This is a genomic window from Bartonella sp. PS17NMGDW (genome assembly GCF_042193555.1).
Classification (GTDB): Bacteria; Pseudomonadota; Alphaproteobacteria; order Rhizobiales; family Rhizobiaceae; genus Bartonella; species Bartonella grahamii.
On sequence record NZ_JBHILY010000039.1, the window covers coordinates 1 to 3,971 of the forward strand.

At 36.0% G+C, this 3,971-nt stretch carries 7 protein-coding genes; 3 read left to right on the forward strand and 4 right to left on the reverse strand.

Going from position 1 to position 3,971, the window contains the following annotated elements:
- Nucleotides 1-375 precede the first annotated feature (375 nt).
- Nucleotides 376-924: an antA/AntB antirepressor family protein gene (locus tag ACFIJK_RS08820; RefSeq protein WP_375627533.1), complete on the forward strand. Its 549-nt coding sequence runs from the start codon at nucleotides 376-378 to the stop codon at nucleotides 922-924.
- Nucleotides 925-965: 41 nt separating this feature from the next.
- On the opposite strand, the gene ACFIJK_RS08825 is transcribed toward ACFIJK_RS08820, so the two are convergent.
- Together ACFIJK_RS08825 and ACFIJK_RS08830 are read right to left on the reverse strand one after the other, a co-directional pair.
- Complete coding sequence (locus tag ACFIJK_RS08825) at nucleotides 966-1,394, reverse strand: type II toxin-antitoxin system HicB family antitoxin (protein WP_375626922.1); 429 nt, start codon at nucleotides 1,392-1,394, stop codon at nucleotides 966-968.
- Nucleotides 1,395-1,461: 67 nt separating this feature from the next.
- Complete coding sequence (locus ACFIJK_RS08830; RefSeq protein ID WP_004859817.1) at nucleotides 1,462-1,653, reverse strand: hypothetical protein; 192 nt, start codon at nucleotides 1,651-1,653, stop codon at nucleotides 1,462-1,464.
- A gap of 300 nt (nucleotides 1,654-1,953) precedes the next feature.
- Here ACFIJK_RS08830 and ssb point away from each other — a divergent pair, with 300 nt between their 5' ends.
- On the forward strand, nucleotides 1,954-2,409 hold the full coding sequence (gene ssb, locus ACFIJK_RS08835) for a single-stranded DNA-binding protein (RefSeq protein WP_375624117.1): 456 nt from the start codon (nucleotides 1,954-1,956) through the stop codon (nucleotides 2,407-2,409).
- Nucleotides 2,410-2,420: 11 nt separating this feature from the next.
- Nucleotides 2,421-2,963, forward strand: a complete 543-nt coding sequence (locus ACFIJK_RS08840) for a hypothetical protein (protein WP_375627534.1) — start codon at nucleotides 2,421-2,423, stop codon at nucleotides 2,961-2,963.
- Nucleotides 2,964-2,966: 3 nt separating this feature from the next.
- Here ACFIJK_RS08840 and ACFIJK_RS08845 read toward each other — a convergent pair whose 3' ends face one another.
- Nucleotides 2,967-3,389, reverse strand: a complete 423-nt coding sequence (locus ACFIJK_RS08845) for a type II toxin-antitoxin system HicB family antitoxin (protein ID WP_375627535.1) — start codon at nucleotides 3,387-3,389, stop codon at nucleotides 2,967-2,969.
- Between the two features lie 20 nt (nucleotides 3,390-3,409).
- Complete coding sequence (locus ACFIJK_RS08850; protein WP_006589116.1) at nucleotides 3,410-3,592, reverse strand: type II toxin-antitoxin system HicA family toxin; 183 nt, start codon at nucleotides 3,590-3,592, stop codon at nucleotides 3,410-3,412.
- Nucleotides 3,593-3,971: the final 379 nt, after the last annotated feature.

The following is a 3,971-nucleotide window of genomic DNA, read 5'->3' on the forward strand; positions in this document are numbered from 1 at the left end:
ACCAAAGCGCAAGTAAAAGCTTGGGTTTACGGTGGGAATATTCCGAAAAGCGTTCTCAATTACGAACCTCTTATAGATGAGATCAATAAAGAGATCAAAAAATTATCGGAAGCTTCTGAAAAAACAATGATTAGATGCTAACTCATATCAGGAACAACTTGACAAATTTTTAAAAGCCATTAGGTTACGAGGCAGGCTTAAAACACCTGTAACCAATCGGTTCAACAGTATCCCGAAAGATCTGTTGCCCTTCATTTTATTATTCCAGGGTCTTCACATGTATGTCCAAGGGTAACCTAAAGATGTGAAGGACTGAATTGGTTCGGTTGTTTTAGCCCTGGATACTTAAACTTTTAAAACAAAGGAACCAATATTATGAACACACTCATTAAAATATCAGAAAAAATTATTGAACAAGAAATTGTGCAAACGGTCAATGCGCGTGAGTTACACGCATTCATGGAAATAGGAAAACGTTTCGCTACTTGGATTACAGATCGTATTAATCAATATACATTTGAAGAAGGTAAAGATTTCATAAAAACACAAGATTTGCGGTTCCCAAAATTGGGAAGCGCAAAATCTAGAGCTGTTACAGCAATAGAATATCATCTCACTCTAGACATGGCGAAAGAGCTCTCAATGGTTGAACGCAATGAGAAAGGACGTCAAGCACGCCGTTACTTTATTGAGTGTGAAAAGAAACTGAGAAACCAATCTGTTGATTATGATCGTGATACGCGCTTTGATTTGCCAAGCTATTGGGAAGGTATGAACGCTGGTGAAAAAGTTTTATATCTTTTAGGTCCAATTCATGTGCGTCTTCTTGATGCCTTCAGAGTAGATGAAGAAAACAGAAAATATAAAGCTCTCATTAAAGAAGCAAAACAGGTTCTAGCAAGGTCTGCCGTAAAAGCAGCTTAGATTTAAAAACATAACTCCCCATTTTAAAAGTGGGGAGGAAGTTAAGCCGCATTTTTGATTGTGATAACAACTTGCTTGCCAAGAACACTCAGTGCTTGCTCTAGTGTTTGAAGCTTAGTTGGATAATTGGGATCAAGAATGCGTCTTGCTTCTGTTTCTTTTTTACCCAAACGATTAGCCAATTCTGTTTTTGTGATATTCGCTTCATTAAAGGCTTCTACCACTGCAAGTTTAAGAGCATTCCACGCATCTACCGTGACCTCTACAAGGTCTTTATATTGCTGTGGTACTGGTAAAGGTAAACCGCGCATAGGATAGCTCCGTAATGCTAACCCTAAAGCTTCAACAGCATTCTCTAATGCCTCAGTTCTATTTTCTCCAGCTGTTATTGCTTCTGGTACATCTGGAAAGGTTACAATAAAACCACCATCTGGATCAGATTCCAGTTTTGCTTGATAAGTGTACTCCATGTTTAGGTCTCCTCGCCATGATCAAAATGCTTTTGAAACGAAAAATTAAAGCCGTTGAGAGAGTAACTCATACCCCCAACTGCTTTTTTATTATTTTCACGTAAAGTGGGGTCAATTCACCAGATTTTATAACGGTTGTCTTATCTCCAAAAGTTACCAAATAATGTGACCCTTTACCTGCATCAGGAGCTTCACTGTAATGAATGCCTCTTTTTCTGGCTTCTTTACGTAATTCTCTAAGCAGTGCTTCTCGTTTCATTTAGCCTCCCCTTTCTGCATAAAATGAATATCGCACAAAAAGGTTCGATAGTCAACAATAAATCGAACAAAAAAGTTTGATACAGACTCTTAATGAAAGAATATTTATTGAAAAGTTAAAAGTAGAAATAAGAAAGCCGTGCCATTTGTGTGACATGGTTTTTTGATGCATGATTTGTCAAATAATATTATAATGTAATACTTAAAAAACTGTTATTAATAAACTGAAATAATTGTATAAATATGCAAATTATGCTAAGATTTTTTATGTATAAATTGCTAATCTAATGGGGCTACAAATATGCTAAATAAAGTGACGTTAATCGGACGCCTTGGTGCTAATCCCGAAAGCAAAACAATGAATTCTGGAGCAGAAATAGTCAATTTTAGTATAGCGACTTCTGAGAGCTATACAGATAAAAAAACCAATCAAAAAGTAGAGAAAACAGAATGGCATTCCGTTGTGATTTTTAATCCGCATTTAGCAAAAATTGCACTTCAATATCTAAACAAAGGTTCAAAGGTTTACATAGAAGGAAAATTACAGACACGCAAATGGCAAGATAAAAATGGGCATGACCGTTACACAACAGAGATTGTCTTACCACAATTCAAAGGCGAGTTGTATTTGCTTGATGCAAAGAAAGATCAATCGGCATCCCCTACCCCTTCACCTATTACTTCTCAAAATTATGCTATCGCTTCAGGGGCTGCTGATCATAGTGCACTCATTAATAATGATAGCATACCATTCTGATTGAAAAAAATATGACAAAAAGAAAAAAACGTGCAAAACGCGGTCGTCCACGGATTAAAGGATGTATCAGAGAACCAAATGGACGTATCTCACGAGCAAAAACACCGCATGAACCCATGGATAAATTGGCAATTGAAATGCGTGCCAAACGCTTCTGTTTGACCATAGAAGAGGCTAAAAATCCGCTTTCCGGCACCTATATCGGGCGGCTTTATTTGCAAGGCGAAATAAATCAAGACCAATATGATGCTGCGCAAAAATATCTTGAAGTGAAAAACAATTACCTATGTGCAAAAGCATTGCCTAATGCAATTTATGATGAAATGCCTACAACTTCTGATAACGGAGCAAGAGAGAAATGGGTACAGAAGGCAACAGAACATCTTTTAGCTGTAAAAGATGTTGTTCAAGAAGCTCAATGTTTACACCGTCAATATAACCTTCATGCTGCATTACAGTATCTTGTCATAGAAGATCAATCACTACCACACCTTGTGCTTTCATTGCGCATTGCTCTTAATGCGCTTTATAAGCATTTTACGCAAAACCGGTAGTTTTCAAGCGGCGTCTTGGATATTAATGGCAACCTCTTTTCCAAGAGCACTGAGAGTGGATTCTAAGGCATCTAATTTGGTTGCATGGTTTAAATCCAACAATCGGTCAATTTGTATTGGATGAAGTTTTAAAAGACGTACGAGATCAGCTTTGCGTAAGTTTTTTTCAATCATAGCGTTATGTATTGCAATTTTTAAAGTCACCAATGAAGATACTTCAACAAAAGGATAGGCAATATCACGATGTCCAAAGGGAATAGGTTCACGATCTTGAAAACGCCCCATAATGACTGTTAAAAGTGCATTTTTAGCCTGTTCCAAAGCCTCTTTTTCATCGTTACCATAGGTAATAAATTCCTGAAAGTCTTTAGAGACGACTAGAAGAGTATCATTGTCATCTTTGATAAATTTGATTGCATATTTCATTTACACCTCCATATTCAGGCTTATTTTAGGTCAAGATCTTTAAGAATCTTCTGGACTAATCCTGTTCCTAATTCTTTTCGCGTACCATGCATAGGTAAAACGGACTTTTTAGAACCACGCTTTACAAGCAAATGCCCTCCCTTCCCTGAAGTAAAACTGCAACCATGCTTTATAAGATATCTTTTCAATTCTTGACTATTCATTATAATAATATAACATCTAAAATGTTTCAATACAACATAAATGTTGTGTTAAAGGAAAATAAAGAATATCTTTTAAAACACCATATTTAGGTAAAAAAATAAAAAAAATACAAGATCATGATTTTTTTGTTGACATAGTGTAAAAAATAATATTTAATGGCGCCACTGCACTAGTCGTATTGTGTCTAAAATTCAAAAATATCCTCAAAAATTCAGTAAAATATGAACTTGAAACGTGGCTAGAAAGCCCCGTTTTCTGGGTAATTCTGGCTAATCAATTTTTCACAGAATAAAAATCAATTTTTGACTAATGATGTCATTAATTATGACTCAAAAGGAGCAATGATGAAAGCTGTCATCACTAAGCCAATGTGTGTTG

Bases quoted from the DNA above. Each gene is read 5' to 3' on its own strand.
- ACFIJK_RS08840 (WP_375627534.1), top strand. From the start codon at position 2,421: ATGACAAAAAGAAAAAAACGTGCAAAACGCGGTCGTCCACGGATTAAA.
- ACFIJK_RS08845 (WP_375627535.1), bottom strand. From the start codon at position 3,389: ATGAAATATGCAATCAAATTTATCAAAGATGACAATGATACTCTTCTA.
- ACFIJK_RS08850 (WP_006589116.1), bottom strand. From the start codon at position 3,592: ATGAATAGTCAAGAATTGAAAAGATATCTTATAAAGCATGGTTGCAGT.
- ACFIJK_RS08825 (WP_375626922.1), bottom strand. From the start codon at position 1,394: ATGGAGTACACTTATCAAGCAAAACTGGAATCTGATCCAGATGGTGGT.
- ssb (WP_375624117.1), top strand. From the start codon at position 1,954: ATGCTAAATAAAGTGACGTTAATCGGACGCCTTGGTGCTAATCCCGAA.
- ACFIJK_RS08820 (WP_375627533.1), top strand. From the start codon at position 376: ATGAACACACTCATTAAAATATCAGAAAAAATTATTGAACAAGAAATT.
- ACFIJK_RS08830 (WP_004859817.1), bottom strand. From the start codon at position 1,653: ATGAAACGAGAAGCACTGCTTAGAGAATTACGTAAAGAAGCCAGAAAA.